The sequence below is a fragment of the Demequina sp. NBRC 110051 genome, from assembly GCF_002090055.1.
Taxonomy (GTDB): Bacteria; Actinomycetota; Actinomycetes; order Actinomycetales; family Demequinaceae; genus Demequina.
This window is the reverse complement of record NZ_BBRH01000018.1, coordinates 25,345-40,136: the sequence shown is the minus strand read 5'-3', so window position 1 is coordinate 40,136 and position 14,792 is coordinate 25,345. Positions and strand designations below refer to the sequence as shown.

Sequence of the window (14,792 nt, the reverse complement as noted above, 5' to 3'; positions counted from 1 at the left end):
GGGGATCTCCTCACGCCGGGGAAGCACCCGCCCGCTTTGCGGGGCGGGATGCCCACGGCCGCTCAGCGGCAGCCGCGAAGTCTTGCGGTAGGCATCGGGCATGGCCGATGCCGGGGTCGGGTTTACGCCGTGGCGCCCACGCCGGTGGCGCGACGGCCGCCGACGGTTTCCTGTGCGGCGTCGATGCGTGCCTGCTCGTCGTCTTCGCGCTTGGCGCGGCGCCTCTTGGACCATGCCGCGTACAGGCCCATGCCCTTGCCGAAGGATGCCGTGAAGCGGTCCAGGAGGATAGCGAGCACCACGACGGACAGCCCGGCCTCGAAGCCAAGGCCCACGTTGAGTGAGGCGATCGCTTGCGACACGTCCTGTCCCAGGCCACCGGCGCCGACGAGTCCGGCGATGACGACCATCGACAGCGCGAGCATGATGATCTGGTTGATGCCGGCCATAATCGACGGCATTGCGAGCGGGATCTGAATCTGGCGCAAGATGCGGCGGGGGGTCGCGCCGAACGCCTCGCCGGCCTCGACAACTTCCTTGTCGACCCCGCGAATGCCGAGCTCGGTCAGGCGCACGCCGGGGGCCATCGCGAAGATCAGTGTCGCGATCACACCGGGCGCGATGCCGATGCCGAACAGCGCCAGCGCAGGCACGAGGTACACGAACGCGGGCAGCGTCTGCAGGAAGTCCATCAGAGGCTTCACAAACGCCGAGACCACGTTGTTGCGCGCGGCCCAGATGCCCAGCGGCACCGCCAGCACGACCGCCAGCAGGGCAGCGACGATGACGAGCGCGAGCGACTCGACGGTGTTGTCCCACTGGTTGACGCTGACGATGAACAGCAGTCCGACGGCCGAGCCGATGGCGAACTTCCAGCCGCGTGCGAGGAGGGCCAAGATGGCCACGACGAGGATGACGGCCCAGTCGGGTGGGGTGTGGAAGACCCACTCGACGGCGCCCACGATGGCGTCAAGCACATCGGCGAGCCCGTCAAAGAACGCGCCGAGCGTGGCCTCCAGCCAGTCGAAGAAGTTCTCAATCCAGTCGCCTACACGAATGCGGATATCCATTACGCGTCTCCCTTCGTCGACGACGCCCCAAGCACCTTGTCGACCACGTCCGTGGGCAGCGGCTCGATCACGGGCTCGGCTGAGGTGGCGGCCTCGGGCTCGCCGCCCAGCGTCGCGAGCAAGGTCACGCGCGGCACCACGCCCACGAGGCGGTCACGCTCGTCGGTCACTGCCAGCGCCAAGGCGGCCTCGAGTGAGGGGATAAAGATGTCGACCAGGGGAGTGTCCTTGGACACGGCGCCGTGGTCGGACTGGATCGCGGGGGTGAGCGACTTCTCGCCCTTGCGCACCAGGTCCAGGACGTCGCGGTCGCGCACCCATCCGACGATGGTGCGGTCGCGCTTGGTGACGTACAGGGCCGAGATCTCGTGTTCGCGCATCGCGGCGAGCGCGGCGCGAGGGCCGGAGCCCTCGTGCACGGTGACGCGCGGCTTGCGCATCACAGACTCGGCAGTGAGCACGCGCGAGCGGTCGACGTCCTGCACAAACTGCTCGACGTAGTCGTTCGCGGGGTTCGTGAGGATGTCCTCGGGCGAGCCGATCTGGACGATCCGGCCGTCGCGCATGACGGCGATCCGGTCGCCGATGTACATGGCCTCGTTGAGGTCGTGGGTGATGAAGATGATGGTCTTTCCGAGCTCCTGCTGGAGCTCAAGGAGCTGGTCCTGCATCTCGCGACGGATCAGCGGGTCGAGAGCGGAGAAGGCCTCGTCCATCAGCAGCACGTCGGTGTCGGCCGCGAGTGCGCGGGCGAGTCCCACGCGCTGCTGCATGCCTCCCGACAGCTCGGAGGGGTACTTCTCCTCCCAGCCGCCTAGCCCGACGATCTCGGTGACCTTGGCGGCGCGCTTCAGGCGCTCGGCCTTGTCGATGCCCTGGATCTCAAGCCCATACGCGACGTTGTCGATCACGGTGCGGTGCGGCAGCAGGGCGAAGTGCTGGAACACCATAGAGATGCGGTGGCGGCGGATCTCACGCAGCTTGGCGGGGCTCACGCCGGTAATGGAATCCCCGCCCACCTCGACGGTGCCCGCGGTCTGCGGGTGAAGACCATTGAGCATACGGATGAGGGTGGACTTGCCGGAGCCGGAGAGCCCCATGACGACGAAGATCTCGCCCTTCTTGACCTCGAACGAGGCGTCGATGACGGCGGCGGTCGCACCGCCGAGTTCGTCGCGAGAGGCACCATTGCGGAGCTTCTTCACGGCGTCGTCCGCGCCGCGGCCGAAGACCTTATAGAGGCCCTCCGCCTTCAATACGATGTCGTTCACTGATGTCCTCAGCTGCCCCTCGCGTCAGAGTGGGGCACAGTTGCGGCCTCGATCATGCGAGGGGGCACGCAGCCGTCGGACGGCAGTCACGGGCCCTCGGGCGCCCCCATGGGGAGGCCGCCGCGCTCGCCTGGGGCGCAGCCGAATTCGGCGCAGCCACAAGGCCTGGGCTGGTCATTGGCGACTCGGTCGTGACTGACGCGAACCCCGAGACGGCTTGATGACGCTATCGGGGCTCCATGCCGAACTTCAAGCGTGCGCGCGGGAATAGCGGCCCGACACGCCGCGAGGCTTCGATCAAACTGCCTGGTAAAAATGCAACCTTGGCGATTGTGTCACGATTTGGTAAAGAGAACGCCTCGGCTTCACCTGAGTCCTATTGAGTCAGCGTAATGGCCTGATGATGCCCTCCGCGACCAGGTCATGCGGTGCGCCGTATGTGCGAGTGGGGAGCCCTACGAACGACGTCTCGTCGACGCGGGAGTATGCGTTGTACTCGGCGGTGTGTTGCTCAAGGTTCGCGCGATCGGAGAACTTTGCGTGCGACAGCGAGGTGAAGGTGAAATGCAACAAGGCCGCCTGCGGAGCCTCAGATTGACGGTTGAGCGCGCGGGGGACGAGCCTGTGTGCGACTTGCGCAAACGCGTAGCCACGCTTCCACTTCACGAGCGGAGTTTTGTTGAGGGCCGGGCCAGCGTGGATATCGGGAAAGAACAGCCGTCCGCGCACACCGCCCTTAATCCACGTGGTCAGCGACAGTGGGTCGAAGAAGTGTTCGTAGCCTCCGGCGTCGTAAAGCGCACACACGGCCAGAGGATCTGTCCCGGCTGGTACGTCATTGCGCGATGCCGGTTGGTCGGAGTACATATCGAGCATGAGGGCGTGAACCGCGCGCTGGTGTCTTGAGTCGAGGTCGGCGCAGGCGGCCTGCAGGCTCTCGTATCCGGGGATCACCAGCAACTCGTCGGCGTCGACATGGAGGATCCACCGGCCCGCGCAGTGCCTGGCCGCGATGGTGTTGACCCAGTCGATTCCGTAGCGTGCCGCGGCGAACCCGCCGTGCGCCGCGTACATCGAGATATCCGGTTCGCTGGCGAGCGTAGCGCTCAGCCCGTCGGTCGACCCATTGTCGATCACAATGAAGTGGTCCACGCCGGCGCGGCGGTAGTACTCCAGGAGGTAGGGGAAACGCGTCGCCTCGTCTTTGACGACGAGAACCGCAATGAGGTGGGCATCACCCAGCGTCGGCGCGATATGCACCGGATGGAGTTCGCGTTGCTTCCATAATCTGCGCAGGTGCGCCGCGCCCCATTCGCGCGCGGCGTAGCGCGCGACCCGAACGCGTGGTACGGCCTTGGGTGCGGTCGTGAGATCTGTCATTGTCGTTCCCCCCATGGCCCAATGTAGGGCTACGAGCCGCGCGGCGCTCGGTAACTTCGGCATTGCCCTCGCGGTGGAGGCCGGTCGTGGCTATGGTGTGAGGCAGGGGGGAGCGCGGGTTGGCCGCGCCTCGCAGACGCCTCGGTGGGGACCGAAAGGTAGGCGCTCATGCAATCGATCATTTTTGTGAACCCGTTCACCAATACGGAGAACGCGTACATCTCGCGTCAGATCGAGTTGTTGGCTCGCTGCGGCTACGAGCCCCGTCCGTTGTCTCTCAAGGCGGTTGTCACGGGCCGATGTCGGGGGCTGTGGGCGCGAGAGAACACGGTCATGGTGCACTGGCTCGAAAACCGGGTGTTCACCGTGGGGGTGAAGGCCCGCGGAGTGAGCATCAGGGGACTCGCCGAGTTCCTCGCCTACACCGCCATCCTGATCACCGCGCGCGCACGGGTGGTGCACGTGGTGCACGACCACGAGGTGCATGACGTCAAGGATTCCTTGCGCTGGCTCTCACGGGCTGCGGTACGGCTTTTGAGGTCAGTGGCCGATGCCAAGGTCGTCCACGACCCGAGCTTCGCCGAGCGATATGGCGCTCACTACCTGCCGCATCCGCTGTATAGCGAACCCATCGGTTCTCCCCCTCGTCACGACCGCGACGTTCCGCATTTCGCGGCGATGGGCGCGATCCGTCCGTACAAGCACCTTGCTGAGGTACTCGAGGTGTGGCCTCCACAGGTGCCGCTGCTCATCGCGGGACGCGGCGACGGTGAGTACGTCGCGAGGCTTCGCGAAATCGTCGCGCGGCGCGGGCTTGACGGCATGGTTTCGATCGAGAATCGGTTCCTCTCTGAAGCCGAGTTCTTCGACACGTTGGGGGATCAGGACGTGTTGCTGTTGCCGCATCGTGAGGGCGCCAACCTGGTCTCCGGGGCGTTCTTTGCGGGTGTGGGGCGCGTGCGCATGGTGCTCGCGCGCCGCAGCCCCTTCATCGACTGGGTGGCGAGCGAGGGCGACGGTGTGATGGTCTTCGATAGCGATTCTCGGTTGGCCGATACCGTTGAGGACATAGCGCGGCGGTGGACCACTCTGCGTGACGCAGACCTCACCCCCAAGGCCGTAGAACTCTTCGGCGACGCGGCCTGTGAGCAGGCATATCGCGCATTTCTTGCACGGCAACCGCACGTGCTGGTGCCTGAGGGGAGGCGCTGACATGGCCGATCACCTGTCGGGATATCAGGCCCGCGACTGGGACGTCGTCGACTACGAGATGTATCAACACGGCGGGTCGCAACTGTGGTTCCGGGGTCCGCGGCCGCGGGCGCTCGAACGCGGTCGCTACGTGGTGTGCCTGGGAGCGGCGCAAACGTTCGGGTGCTTTGTCGCCCAGCCGTATCCGCAGTTGCTCGAGGCTGAGCTCGGGATGCCGGTCGTGAACCTTGGCTATGGCGGGGCGGGCCCACGGTTCTATGTCCGCCATCCGGAGCTGTTGCCGCTGATCAACGGTGCCGCGGCGGTGGTGGTGCAGGTGATGTCTGCACGGAGTGAGGACAACAGTCGTTTCGCCAGTGGCGGCCTCGAACTCCTGACCGACCGCGCGACGGGTGAACAGGTCTCCGCTGCGCATGCCTACGCGGGGCTCCTTGCCGAGCACGACGATCGCCTTCGTCGGCTCCCCGGCCCACTGCGCAAGGCTTGGCGCGTCCTGAAAGGCCCGCATGAGGTGGTCAAGGTGCTCGACGAAACCCGCACAGCGTGGGTCGACAGTTACGGCGAACTCATGAGTGCCATCACCGCGCCCACGGTCGTGCTGTGGTTCTCCAAGCGCAGGACTTGGCTTCACCGCACGCCGAGAGCGGCGTGGTGGTGGCAACGCTACGACGACGTCAATGCGATGTTCGGCGACTACCCGCAGTTGGTCACGCCCAGCATGGTCCGAGCGGTGCGTCCTTGGGCCGACGCCTACGTGCGCTGCGTCACGGACCGTGGCTCTCCGCAGCCTCTCGTCAGCCGATTCACCGGCGAGCGCATCTCCGTCGACTACGGCAGGGACCGTCCCGACCTTGCCGAGGTGCGCACGGACAATCCCTACTATCCGTCCCCGCAGATGCATGAGGATGTCTGCGCAGCACTGGTCGAGCCGGTGCGCGCCCTCGTGAAGCGATCCACGGCGACCACGCCGGAGCGCCGTTCTGGGGCCCGGGCATGAGCGCGGTGCGGGGGGCTCGGCCGATCGTGGTCACGGGCTGCCCACGCTCGGGCACCACGTGGGTCGGGTCGACCGTGGGGGCGGCGTCGGAGGTCTTCTATCTGTACGAGCCGTTCAACGACGAGGCGCCCCACCCGCTGCGCGTGAACGAGCGCTATCAGTACGTGGACCCTGCAGCGCCAGCCGATGCGATTGCCGACGTGGCGACGCTCGTGGACATGGGTCGGCTAGGCCCAAGGGTGCGCGCCACGGCGCGGGCGGCGCGGCTGGGCACGGGCTTTCGTGCCGAACTGCCGGCGCATCTCGCGGTTCACGAGGCGGTTCGCGCTCCCGGTCGCTACGCGGGAGCGCGCCGTACGCTCTTCAAGGATCCCTTGGCGTTCTTCGCGGCAGAGTGGCTCGAGGCGCAATACGGCGCGCTCGTCGTGATGATGGTGCGTCATCCGGCAGGGATGATCAGCAGTTACCTCAAGCTCGAGTGGCCCTGCGAGGTCGATTCACTGCTCCGGCAACCCAAGATCGTGAAGAGGTTTGCGCCGCCGCTTGCGGCCGAGATCGCACGCTACCGCGCGGACCCAGACGACCGCCTCGGAGCGCTCATCCTTCAATGGAAGCTCTTCGCTCACGCGGCACTCGTCTTGCGCGACCTCCACCCCTCGTGGATCTATATGTCGCACGAGAACGTGTGTGAGGCCCCTGTCGACCAGTACCGTGCGCTGTTCTCGCACCTGGGTTTGATGTGGACCCCGCGCATCGAACGCAAAGTGATCGCGGACAGCACCTCGTCTCAGGTGGATCCCGCGCAGCACCGCCAGCATGCGCTCCAACGTGACAGCCGTGCCGTCGCCGATGCGTGGCGCGCGCGGCTCGGCGCGGACGTGGCCGGGCGCATCGAGGACGAGGCCGGCGCCCTCTGGGAGCAACTGAGCGCGCTCGCCATGGGGACGGGGGATATCGCCGCCACGGCGTGATGAGGGCGGCGTGTGAGCGCTGTCCTGTTGCCGGTGCGATTCTCGCGGCGCGTCAGCGCCGGCCGGAAAGGCGCCCGAGGAGCGCTGCTACCTCGTCCCTGGCAAGGATCATGTCGGCGCGGCCCGGGACGAGAAACTCGCGAGCGCTGACCGAGAGCACCCGTGCCCCGGTGAGGACGGAGAAGGCCGTCAGCGTAGTGGTGCCCGCGATCCCGGCGCATGCCGCACCCCAGGCTCCCCAGGTCGGAACGAGGAGGACGAACGCCGCCGCGTACACGACAAGCGATGCGAACAAGGCAGCGGAACGCAGCGCCGGCCGACCCCATGCCGCCAACCCGCTCGACGCCATCAAGCCTGGGATGAGGACCACCGCCGAGGCCAGCAGGATGACCGTAGGCCACGCGGCCGCGGTGAACTCGTCGCCAAAGAGCGGGCCCAGCCACCACGGCAACGTGACGCCCATGACCATCACGCCCGCCAGCCCGATCACCAGTGAAATGCGGGACGTGCTCGTGACACGCGTGACGTCCGAGGAGCGACTGCTGACGCCGAACAGGGTCCCTTGGACGGCGAGTGCCACCACGAGCGGCACGTCCGCGATGGTGGTCGCGACCGTGTACAGGCCCAGCGCCTCGGCGCCCGCCATGGGAAGCATGAGCAGCCCGGCGAGACGGCCGATCACCATGCTGGCAATGCTGCCGAGCCACACCACGGAGCCGTAGCGGAACATCGGGGCGGCCACACGAGAATCCTCGACGTCGTGGTCTGCTCCCGCGGGCGGTCGTCGCAGGAGCCCGACGTAGACGAGCCCCGAGAGGACCGGCATGATGACGCTCGCGAGCACGGCGGTCTCGACCGTGAGGCGCCCGGCGATCAAGAGCGCGAAAAGGACCCCCACGCGTGCGACCGTGAGCGCAATGCGTTCCCACGCCACCAGCCCCCACCATTGCCGTCCCGTCGCGGCTCCTCGCAGCACGGCGACGACGAGCGCGGGCACGTTCCAGATGGTCGCGACGAGGATGAGCCGTGCGAGCTCGGGATCGCCCGCCGAGAGGAACGGCAACAGCGCCCAGACAAGGGCTACGCTGACGGCGCCGAGTCCCACGGTCGCGAGGCTCGCCCAGGCAAGCGCCCGTCGCGTGATGCTGGGGCGCTTGGCGATGAAAAAGGTGAGCGCCTCGGGAAGGCCCAGCGTGGCAATCCCGAGCATGAGGGTCGCGGGAGCGAGCGCCGCGGCGAGCTCGCCGCGACCGGCGGCGCCGAGGCCCTGGGCGAGGACCGGCGCGGTGACGAGGCCTCCGAGCGGCACGAGCATGCTCGTGGAGGTCATGAGCAGCGTCGCGCGACGGTAGCCGGGAGACGCGTCGGAAACAGCAGTCATCTCCGCCTCCCCCCGTCGGCCGATGCTTCTCACAGTAGGGGAGGATGCTTGCCCGTGCCATCGGTGGAGCCGAGTTTCGCTTTCGCCCTGCGCTCAAGGGCAGGCCGTCGCTAAACTGTGGCCATCGTGACGGTGCCGCCGGGGGGCGCGCCGCGCGCGCACGTCGTGATGGGGGAGATCCGATGCGCCGACTCAGCGTGGTCATGCCGAACTACAACTACGAGGCATACGTGGGGGCCGCGATCGATAGCGCTCTCGCGGTGCGCTGGCCCGACGTCGAGGTGATCGTCGTCGACGACGGCTCGACGGACCGTTCACGGGAGATCATCGCCTCCTACGGCGACACGATCACCGCCATCTTTCAAGACAACGCGGGACCGCGCGCCGCATGCAACGCGGGGTATGCGGCCTCCACGGGCGATGTCGTCATCTTCCTCGACTCCGATGACGTGCTCGAGCCGGCGATCGCCGAGCACCTCGATCAGGCCATGCGGCCGGGCGTGAGCAAGGTGCAGTTTCCGATGACTCGTATCGACGGTGAGGGCCGACCGGCCGGCGGCGTGTTCCCTGTGCTCGATCCGCCGCCGACCGCCGCACAGGTGAGGCGCTGGATGATCGCCACGGCCGCCTATCCCACGCCACCTGGTTCGGGTAATGCCTACGCGCGTGACTTCCTCGAGCGGCTCTTCCCGCTCACGGATCGCTGCGGCGAGGACACCGACGCGTCCACGCTGGCCGCCGCGCCCTTCCTCGGTGACGTGGTGACCGTCCCCATCCCTCTGGTGCGCTATCGACTTCACGGCGACAACCGCAGTTTCCTCTTGATCGACGATGCCCGCTTCGGCGAGCAGGTCGACCAGGCGTATCGCCGGCACCTTTTCGCGCTCGAGGTGTCGGGCCGCGAGGCCGACGGCCTGGCGCCGCTGTTCCGTGGCCGCCACCTGCTCCAACTGAGGGTCGCGCACCGGCGCCTGCGACCCGATGAACACCCCATCCCCACGGATTCCCGCGCGCGAATGCTGCGCAATGCGCTCGCGGCCCCCTTCGCGCCGGGACCGGAGCCGGTCAAGCACCGCATCTTGGTCGCGGGCTGGTCCGTCGTCACCCTGCTCGCTCCCGAAGGCGTGGCGCGCCGCCTCATTGAGGCGCGGTTTAGCCAAGGGGCGGCTGCGGCCGCGCCCGTAGCCGCGGCGGCCTGAGTCACGTCGAGACGCGAATCCAATCGACATAGAGGTCCGCGACGCCGCCTGTCGGGTCGAGCGCCACGGGCCACCCGCCGCCAAGGGCGAGGTTGACCATGAAGAAGTACGGCAGCGAGTCACGGATGAGGCCGTCTTGCGTCGCCACGTGGTCGCCGTCGATGAAGTACTCCGCCCCGCCGGGCCGGATGCGCACGCCGTAGGTGTGCCATGACAGCGCCCAGTCCCCGTGCCCGTTGTCCTCGAGGCAGGGCGTGCCCGTGACGTCTCCCGATCCGGCGGGCCAGTTGTGAGCCGAGTGGCATGAGCCGGACGGATTGTGGCCGTACAGCTCGACGGCATCGACCTCGCCCGCAGGGCCCTCGGGGTTGACGGCGCTGCCGGTGTCGAGCATCCAGAAGGCGGGCCACGTGCCTCGGCCTGCCGGAGCCAGCATGCGCGCTTCAAAATACCCGTACTGCGCGGAAAAGCCGGCCCCGCCAACCGCCGTCGACGACAGTAGCCCGCTGCCGAACTGACGATCCCAACCCCACGGATCCTCGCCGTCGAGCGGCGCGACGCGGATGCGCAGCCAGCCCTCATCGGCCGCGAGCAGCTCGCGGCCCTGGGCGGGATCGACAAAGACCGCCTCGCCGAATTCCGACCCCGTGTCGCCGGCAGGCTTGGTCCCCGCATACGTCGCGCCCGTGCCGTCCCACGTTACGGACAGGGGAGAGTCGAACTCCTCGACAAACTGCACGGTAGCGCCCGGCGGCGCCGTCGACTCGGCGGTGACGACCTCGCCTGCCTCGTTGACCAGTTGCACGTACAACGGCGCCGCGGCACCCGGAGTGTCGAGTCGCACCGCGAAGGGGCCATGAGGAAGGTCGGTGGTGGAAAAGGTGAGGGTCGCGGTGCCCGTGCTCCCCACCACACTCGCCGCGACATCGCCCGGCGCCCCGCCCGAGTCGTCGGAGAGCCACGCCGTGGCGCTGACCACCTGCCCAGGCGGTCCGGCGACCACGATGGTCGCCTCCGGTCCCACTCGTGCTCCTACCGGCGGGCACACGAGGCTGAGCGGCGGGCTGACCGACGCCTTGTTGATTGCCGCCGGCGCCGAGCACTCGGCGCCGTCGACCGCGGTGACGGCCAGGCCGTCGCTCACGGGCCACACGGGTGGCGTCGACTCCGATCCGTACGGCACGAACTCCTCGACGAGAGTCGTGGGCGAGTCGAGTTCAAGCCGCACCGACGTCACCGTGCGGGGCGTGAAGGCCACCGTGGTGACCGGTGGAGGGTCGGGTCCGATGCCGGCGATGGGCACGCTGCTGCCGTCACCAAAGTGGAGGGTCGCCCCGGTTGAATTCTGGTCTCGGGCGGCCACCTGAACGCTCGCGATCGCGACCGGGGTGTCCCACGAGTAGGCGACCCATGCATCGGCCTCCGTGGAGACCCACGTGGCTCCGGTGTCTCCCGTCGCGATGTCCCCGTCTGCGACCTGAGCAGCGGCGCCGCTCGAGCTGCTGATGGTAGCGCCGCTGGGCTGGCGCACCTCCGCTCCGCCGTCGTCGATGAGGAAGGCGTGCAGACCCACCGACGTGGCCGTCGCTGCAAAGCTCGCGAAGCGTAGGGTCGCGGTCCGCGCGGTCCGTTCCTCGATATCGACCAGAACGTCCCCGTCGCCATCGGGCGTGACGTGGACGGCGCTGCCGTCGTCAAACTCGACAACGGCGGACGTGTACGAGCCGCCGGCGCCGTCAATGCGGATGCGGCTCACGGCGGTCGGCTCCGCCCAGGTCAGCCTCACCCATGCGCCGCTGGTCTCGCCGTCGGACGCCCACGTCGCGGTGCGCGTGGCCCTCACGGGGGCGGTGGCCGCACTGACCGATGGTGCGGGCGTCGCCCGCGCGCGCTCCACGAGCGCCTGGGCGCTCGTGCCGGGCAGGGTGGACGACGCAGTCACGGCAATGTCGGTGGGCGGGCCTGCGCGCCCCAGCCACCAGACCACCGTGGCCACGGCAAGGAGCACGGCCACCACCGCAACCAGGATGACGGTGCGGCGCCCACGACTACGCGCGGGCGGTGCGCCGTTCATAGCTCGACAATGCGTTCGGGAGTGTCTCGACCGCGCAACGCATCGCCGAGACCCATGAGGTTGCCGCGCAGCCGCTCACGCCGCCACGGCGACTGGGCACCGGCGACCGCATAGGCGAGGTTCTTCGCCGTGGGCCGGGCGATCTCCCAGCCGGCGAGCCACGCGGGGAAGCTCCCGGAACGAGCCAGGTGCACCGGGTTCATGAGCTGCGAGTAGCCCAGTCGCACGTGGTTGGTGCGGCCTCCCGAATCGGCGCCGCGGTGAACCACCACGCAGTCGTCGACGGCCGCGAGCGCCCCGTGGCGCATGAGGCGGCGGGCAAAATCGTGGTCCTCAAGCCACGAATACAGGGGCAACCGAGCGTCGAAGCGCAGCGTCGGCGCCGCCGCGAGACGATAGGCGAAGTTGCATCCGTAGAGCGTGCGCCGGGGGTGTCTCACCCCACTGGGGGTCGCCTCCCACGACTGGGCAAGTGCGGCATCGGCCGTCGCGACCGACACCTCCCCCGAGGAGTGTGCGGCCCCGTCGAGCAGCACTTTGCCGGTGAGCCCGGCGAGGTCGGGCCAGCGGGTGAAGGCGATGAGTGTCTGTGCGAGGTAATCGGAGCGCGGCACGGCATCGTCGTCGAAGAACACGACGACATCCGCAGCGCCCGAGAGCGCGTCCAGCCCGGCATTGCGTTGGGCAGCAAGTCCCTTGGTGCCGGTCACGACCGTCCAGCCCGCGGTGTTCGCCGGCAGGCTCGACGCATCGGGAACCGACAGGATGCGCTCGCAAGGCGCGACGCTTTGGCTCTCGACATGCGCCATCGCCTGCGCGAGCAGGGCGGGGCGTCCCGCTGAGGCGAGGATGACGGCGCTGCCGAGCGGTTGCGTCGCGCCCGGTTGCGTCGCGCCTGGCCGCGTCATGCCGGCACCTTGGCCAGCCCGAGCGCGGTCGCGATGCGCGACGCGGAACCCTCCCAGGTGAAGCGCGTGAGATCCACCGCCGGTGCGGGACCATTGCCGGCCACGGCGGCCGCGAGGCCCTCGGCGATGGAGCCGACCGAGCCCGGGTTCACGTAGGTCGCGCCGTCGCCGCAGATCCACCGGAACACGGCCAACTCGGAGATGACCAGGTGACGTGCGCCCGCCGCGGCAGCCTCGACCAGCGGCAGTCCAAACCCCTCCGCGAGGGAGGGGAACACCACGGCGCGCGCGTCGCGATACAGGGCCGCGAGGTCCTCGTCGGACACATATCCCAGCGCGGTCATACCGGCGGGCCACGTGGTGGACGAGTCTCGGTAGATCGACGCACCCCCACCGACGACGACGAGAGGGTGGGCCCGGCGGGTGGCGTCACTCAGCGCACCGTACGCCTGGGCCAGGCGGTCGAGGTTCTTGCGAGGGTCCAGGCTGCCGACCGTGAGGAGGTACTCGCCGGGAGTGAGGCCGTACGGATCGATCGAGCCGGTCGGTGCCGACCGGAACACGTCGCTCGGGGCGTTCGGCGCAACGATCGCCTCGCGTCCCACTGCGGCATGGATCTCCTCGGCGGCCGGTTCGCTGACGGCAATGATGACCTCGGCACGACGCAGTTGCGCCCGCAGCACGGGCGCGTGCGTCGCAATGTAGCGACGCGAGTACCACTCGGGGTGGGTGAGCACGAAGAGGTCGTGGACGGCTAGCGCCTGCGCCTGCGACAGCGGCGCGCGCGAGGTCAGCGATACGAGCGTCGAGCCCGCGGCACGCCGAGGCAACCGCACGAGGGTCCACGCCCACTCGCGTTCGGCCGAGCCTTTCCACCTCCCGTCCGGGCGGGCCTCGACGACGCCCTCGAGTCGTAGAAGCCGGTCGGCGATTTCCGTGGCATAGCGCTGCTGGCCCGTCACGCGTTGCGAGCGGAAGGCTCCGTTGACGACGACCCCGCTCATCGCCCCACCCACTCACGGATCTGCTCGTTGAACCGTTCTCGCGAGTACGTGCGGGCGTGGGCGCTGACGACGTCGCGATTCGCGGTGAGTGCGAGAGCCATCGCGTGTGCGATGTCGTCGTCTTCCTCGAAGCGGGAGAGTGCCCCCGACACTCCCGGCGCGACGCTTTCCGCGGCGCCGCCGACGGCCTGACCGACGACGGGGCAACCTGCCGCCATCGCCTCGACCGGCATGATGCCGAAGTCCTCGATCGCGGGGAAGACGTACACCAAGGCCTTCGCATACAGTGCGCGCAGGAGAGCGTCGCTGGGGCTATGGACGAAGGTCACCGGGACCGTGGCATCGGCCGCACGGCTTTCGAGGTGGGCACGTTCTGGGCCGCGCCCCGCGAGGACCACGGGTGTGCGTGTGATCTCTCCGGCGCGAATGACGAGGTCGAGTCGCTTGTAAGGGATGAATCGCGACGCGCCGAGCACGAAGGCGTCGGGCAGGGCGTCGTACTGCTCCCGCTCGGCGTCGGTCAGCTCGTCGACCCAGGAGCGCGACTGAATCGCGGTGACCTCCACCGGCGGGTGAATCACGCACGCGTCGACCCCCCAGGCTTGGGCGATCCGGCGGCGCACAAACTCGCTGTTGGCGGCGAACTGTGCGCCCTCACGCGCGCGCCGACGGTCCACGCCCTTGAACGCCGCCGCGATCGCCCGCGCGGGGGCGGTGGCTCCGCGCGCGTCGAGTTCGGGATTCCAGATGTAGCGCGCGGGCGTATGGACGTAGACGTGGCGATCGATCCCGGGGTCGCGGAACGTGACGTGATGCGCGAACAGGTGGGAGCTCACGAGCGCCCATTCGTAGTCGCGATCGCGAAGGGTCCTCCACGTCACGGGCATGAACGGCAGCGCGGCGGCCTTGCTGCGACGCAAGGGGGAACGGGCGAGCCAGGTCTCGCGGATCCTGTCGTCCTCAAATCGCCCGCGCGAGTCGTTCCACAGGCACACGATCTGGGCGTCGGGGTAGACCTTCCCCATGGCTTCGAGCACGTTCTCGCTGCCGCCGGACTGCGCGATCCACTCGTGGACCAGCACCCCCGTCATGGCGCGCTCCTTGCCACGTGAGCGAGCCCGCGAGCGCGCGCCGGCACTGCGTGCCTGTCGTGCGCCACGCATGGCGCACGTCCCCCCTGGATGATCATGATGCCCCCCGGCTCACGGTCCGCGGCCCCCCGGCCGCACCGTAGTGTGTGATCTCCTGGCGCTGACGTTACCTCAAAGTGAGGCGCGGCGCCGTGCGAGCGGCGATTCCCGCGAGAGAGCCGTGCCTACGCGGAC

12 protein-coding genes are annotated in these 14,792 nt (G+C 68.6%); 4 read left to right on the top strand and 8 right to left on the bottom strand.

Features of this window, described 5'->3' with window-relative positions; genetic code table 11:
• Positions 1–122 precede the first annotated feature (122 nt).
• From B7K20_RS11060 to B7K20_RS11050, 3 genes are all read right to left on the bottom strand, one after another.
• Positions 123–1,070 (bottom strand): proline/glycine betaine ABC transporter permease, encoded by a 948-nt coding sequence (locus B7K20_RS11060; RefSeq protein WP_084102584.1) that lies wholly within the window; start codon positions 1,068–1,070, stop codon positions 123–125.
• Positions 1,070–2,341 (bottom strand): glycine betaine/L-proline ABC transporter ATP-binding protein, encoded by a 1,272-nt coding sequence (locus B7K20_RS11055; RefSeq protein WP_234985810.1) that lies wholly within the window; start codon positions 2,339–2,341, stop codon positions 1,070–1,072. The genes B7K20_RS11060 and B7K20_RS11055 overlap by 1 nt, the downstream gene beginning before the upstream one ends.
• 384 nt (positions 2,342–2,725) lie before the next feature.
• Positions 2,726–3,784: a glycosyltransferase family 2 protein gene (locus tag B7K20_RS11050; RefSeq protein WP_084102583.1), complete on the bottom strand. Its 1,059-nt coding sequence runs from the start codon at positions 3,782–3,784 to the stop codon at positions 2,726–2,728.
• Between the two features lie 105 nt (positions 3,785–3,889).
• Between B7K20_RS11050 and B7K20_RS11045 the strand changes: the two genes are divergently transcribed.
• The 3 genes from B7K20_RS11045 to B7K20_RS11035 are packed head-to-tail and all read left to right on the top strand — an operon-like array spanning position 3,890 to position 6,901.
• The gene (locus tag B7K20_RS11045) at positions 3,890–4,933 is read left to right on the top strand and encodes a hypothetical protein (protein ID WP_084102582.1); all 1,044 of its coding nucleotides are present in this window, start codon (positions 3,890–3,892) and stop codon (positions 4,931–4,933) included.
• Between the two features lies 1 nt (position 4,934).
• Positions 4,935–5,930, top strand: a complete 996-nt coding sequence (locus tag B7K20_RS11040) for a DUF6473 family protein (RefSeq protein ID WP_084102581.1) — start codon at positions 4,935–4,937, stop codon at positions 5,928–5,930.
• Positions 5,927–6,901, top strand: a complete 975-nt coding sequence (locus B7K20_RS11035) for a sulfotransferase (protein ID WP_084102580.1) — start codon at positions 5,927–5,929, stop codon at positions 6,899–6,901. Before B7K20_RS11040 ends, B7K20_RS11035 begins: the two co-directional genes overlap by 4 nt.
• A 52-nt stretch (positions 6,902–6,953) precedes the next feature.
• On the opposite strand, the gene B7K20_RS11030 is transcribed toward B7K20_RS11035, so the two are convergent.
• A complete protein-coding gene (locus B7K20_RS11030) occupies positions 6,954–8,282 on the bottom strand; it encodes an oligosaccharide flippase family protein (protein WP_084102579.1) in 1,329 nt (442 codons plus the stop codon).
• A 182-nt stretch (positions 8,283–8,464) separates the two neighbouring features.
• On the opposite strand from B7K20_RS11030, the gene B7K20_RS11025 reads away from it, so the two are divergent.
• Positions 8,465–9,481, top strand: a complete 1,017-nt coding sequence (locus B7K20_RS11025; protein ID WP_084102578.1) for a glycosyltransferase family A protein — start codon at positions 8,465–8,467, stop codon at positions 9,479–9,481.
• 1 nt (position 9,482) lies between these two features.
• On the opposite strand, the gene B7K20_RS11020 is transcribed toward B7K20_RS11025, so the two are convergent.
• From B7K20_RS11020 to B7K20_RS11005, 4 genes are read right to left on the bottom strand one after another with little or no spacing between them, the layout of a single operon-like run.
• Entirely contained in the window at positions 9,483–11,555 is a 2,073-nt protein-coding gene (locus B7K20_RS11020; RefSeq protein ID WP_084102577.1) for a family 16 glycosylhydrolase, read from the bottom strand.
• Positions 11,552–12,463, bottom strand: coding sequence for a glycosyltransferase family 2 protein (locus B7K20_RS11015; RefSeq protein WP_084102576.1), 912 nt, complete (start codon positions 12,461–12,463; stop codon positions 11,552–11,554). The genes B7K20_RS11020 and B7K20_RS11015 overlap by 4 nt, the downstream gene beginning before the upstream one ends.
• Positions 12,460–13,467: a glycosyltransferase family 1 protein gene (locus tag B7K20_RS11010; RefSeq protein WP_144018658.1), complete on the bottom strand. Its 1,008-nt coding sequence runs from the start codon at positions 13,465–13,467 to the stop codon at positions 12,460–12,462. The genes B7K20_RS11015 and B7K20_RS11010 overlap by 4 nt, the downstream gene beginning before the upstream one ends.
• Positions 13,464–14,558, bottom strand: a complete 1,095-nt coding sequence (locus tag B7K20_RS11005) for a glycosyltransferase (protein WP_084102574.1) — start codon at positions 14,556–14,558, stop codon at positions 13,464–13,466. The genes B7K20_RS11010 and B7K20_RS11005 overlap by 4 nt, the downstream gene beginning before the upstream one ends.
• Positions 14,559–14,792 lie beyond the last annotated feature (234 nt).

Excerpts from the sequence above, each read along its gene's own strand:
- B7K20_RS11045 (WP_084102582.1), top strand. The coding sequence starts at position 3,890 with ATGCAATCGATCATTTTTGTGAACCCGTTCACCAATACGGAGAACGCG.
- B7K20_RS11020 (WP_084102577.1), bottom strand. The coding sequence starts at position 11,555 with ATGAACGGCGCACCGCCCGCGCGTAGTCGTGGGCGCCGCACCGTCATC.
- B7K20_RS11050 (WP_084102583.1), bottom strand. The coding sequence starts at position 3,784 with ATGCCGAAGTTACCGAGCGCCGCGCGGCTCGTAGCCCTACATTGGGCC.
- B7K20_RS11035 (WP_084102580.1), top strand. The coding sequence starts at position 5,927 with ATGAGCGCGGTGCGGGGGGCTCGGCCGATCGTGGTCACGGGCTGCCCA.
- B7K20_RS11025 (WP_084102578.1), top strand. The coding sequence starts at position 8,465 with ATGCGCCGACTCAGCGTGGTCATGCCGAACTACAACTACGAGGCATAC.
- B7K20_RS11030 (WP_084102579.1), bottom strand. The coding sequence starts at position 8,282 with ATGACTGCTGTTTCCGACGCGTCTCCCGGCTACCGTCGCGCGACGCTG.
- B7K20_RS11040 (WP_084102581.1), top strand. The coding sequence starts at position 4,935 with ATGGCCGATCACCTGTCGGGATATCAGGCCCGCGACTGGGACGTCGTC.
- B7K20_RS11010 (WP_144018658.1), bottom strand. The coding sequence starts at position 13,467 with ATGAGCGGGGTCGTCGTCAACGGAGCCTTCCGCTCGCAACGCGTGACG.
- B7K20_RS11015 (WP_084102576.1), bottom strand. The coding sequence starts at position 12,463 with ATGACGCGGCCAGGCGCGACGCAACCGGGCGCGACGCAACCGCTCGGC.
- B7K20_RS11005 (WP_084102574.1), bottom strand. The coding sequence starts at position 14,558 with ATGACGGGGGTGCTGGTCCACGAGTGGATCGCGCAGTCCGGCGGCAGC.
- B7K20_RS11060 (WP_084102584.1), bottom strand. The coding sequence starts at position 1,070 with ATGGATATCCGCATTCGTGTAGGCGACTGGATTGAGAACTTCTTCGAC.